Annotated in this window: 1 protein-coding gene; it reads left to right on the top strand. The window is 65.8% G+C overall.

Translation table 11 applies throughout. The features are described 5' to 3' along the window. Positions 1 to 47: 47 nt before the first annotated feature. A partial coding sequence (locus tag AC1D1N_RS32335; RefSeq protein WP_477353345.1) for a zinc-dependent alcohol dehydrogenase family protein occupies positions 48 to 1,080 on the top strand: 1,033 nt, incomplete at its 3' end.

Raw genomic sequence — 1,080 nt, 5'->3', positions numbered from 1 at the left:
GCCCCTGCCCGCCCCGCGCTCCCGGAAGCCCTCAGAAGGACCTTGATATGAAAGCTGTCGTCTTCGAACAGTTCGGCCAGGCGCCGACGATCCAGACCGTCGCCGATCCGAAGCCGACGCCCGAAGGGGTCGTCATCAAGGTCGAGGCGACGGGCCTTTGCCGCAGCGACTGGCATGGCTGGATGGGCCATGATGAGGGCATCACACTGCCGCATGTGCCGGGCCATGAACTGGCCGGCATCGTCGTCGCCGCCGGCAACCAGGTCACACGGTGGAAGGCCGGCGAGCGCGTCACCGTGCCGTTCGCCGTCGGCTGCGGGCGCTGCTTCGAATGCACTTCGGGCCATCACGAGATTTGCGAACACCCGAAGACGCCAGGCTTCAGTGCCTGGGGCTCGTACGCTGAATATGTTGCCATCGAGCATGCCGACACCAATCTTGTGCGCCTGCCCGAGGAGATGGAGTTCGCCACCGCAGCCAGCCTCGGCTGCCGCTTCATCACCTCGTTTCGCGCCATCGTCGACCAGGGCCGGGTGAGGCCCGGCGAATGGGTGGCGGTGCATGGCTGTGGCGGCGTCGGCCTGTCGGCGATCATGATCGCCAGCGCCATGGGCGCCAATGTCATTGCCATCGACCTGACGGATGCAAAGCTGGAGTTTGCCAAGAAGATCGGCGCGGTGGCGACGGTCAACGCCTCGACGACGCCCGATGTGGTCGAGGCGGTCCGGGAGATCACCAAGGGCGGCGCGCATATGTCGATGGATGCGCTCGGCCACTCGACGACCTCGTTCAACTCGATCGCCAATCTGCGCCGGCGCGGCCGCCACGTGCAGGTCGGGCTGATGCTGGGCGAGCATGCCAGGGCACAGGTGCCGATGGATCAGGTGATCGCCTTCGAGCTCGAAATCCTCGGCAGCCTGGGCATGCAGGCCTACCGCTATCCGGCGATCATGGCGATGATTGGCAGCGGCAAGCTGAAGCCCGAACTTCTGGTCAGCAAGAGGCTCAGCCTCGAAGAGGCTCCGGCCGCCCTGATGGCCATGGGCGGCTTCGAAGGCATCGGCATCGGCGTGGTGACCA

Source organism: Mesorhizobium sp. P2_B5, from assembly GCF_056404775.1.
The sequence above is the reverse complement of the archived record's forward strand: the minus strand, read 5'-3'. Positions and strand labels throughout refer to the sequence as shown.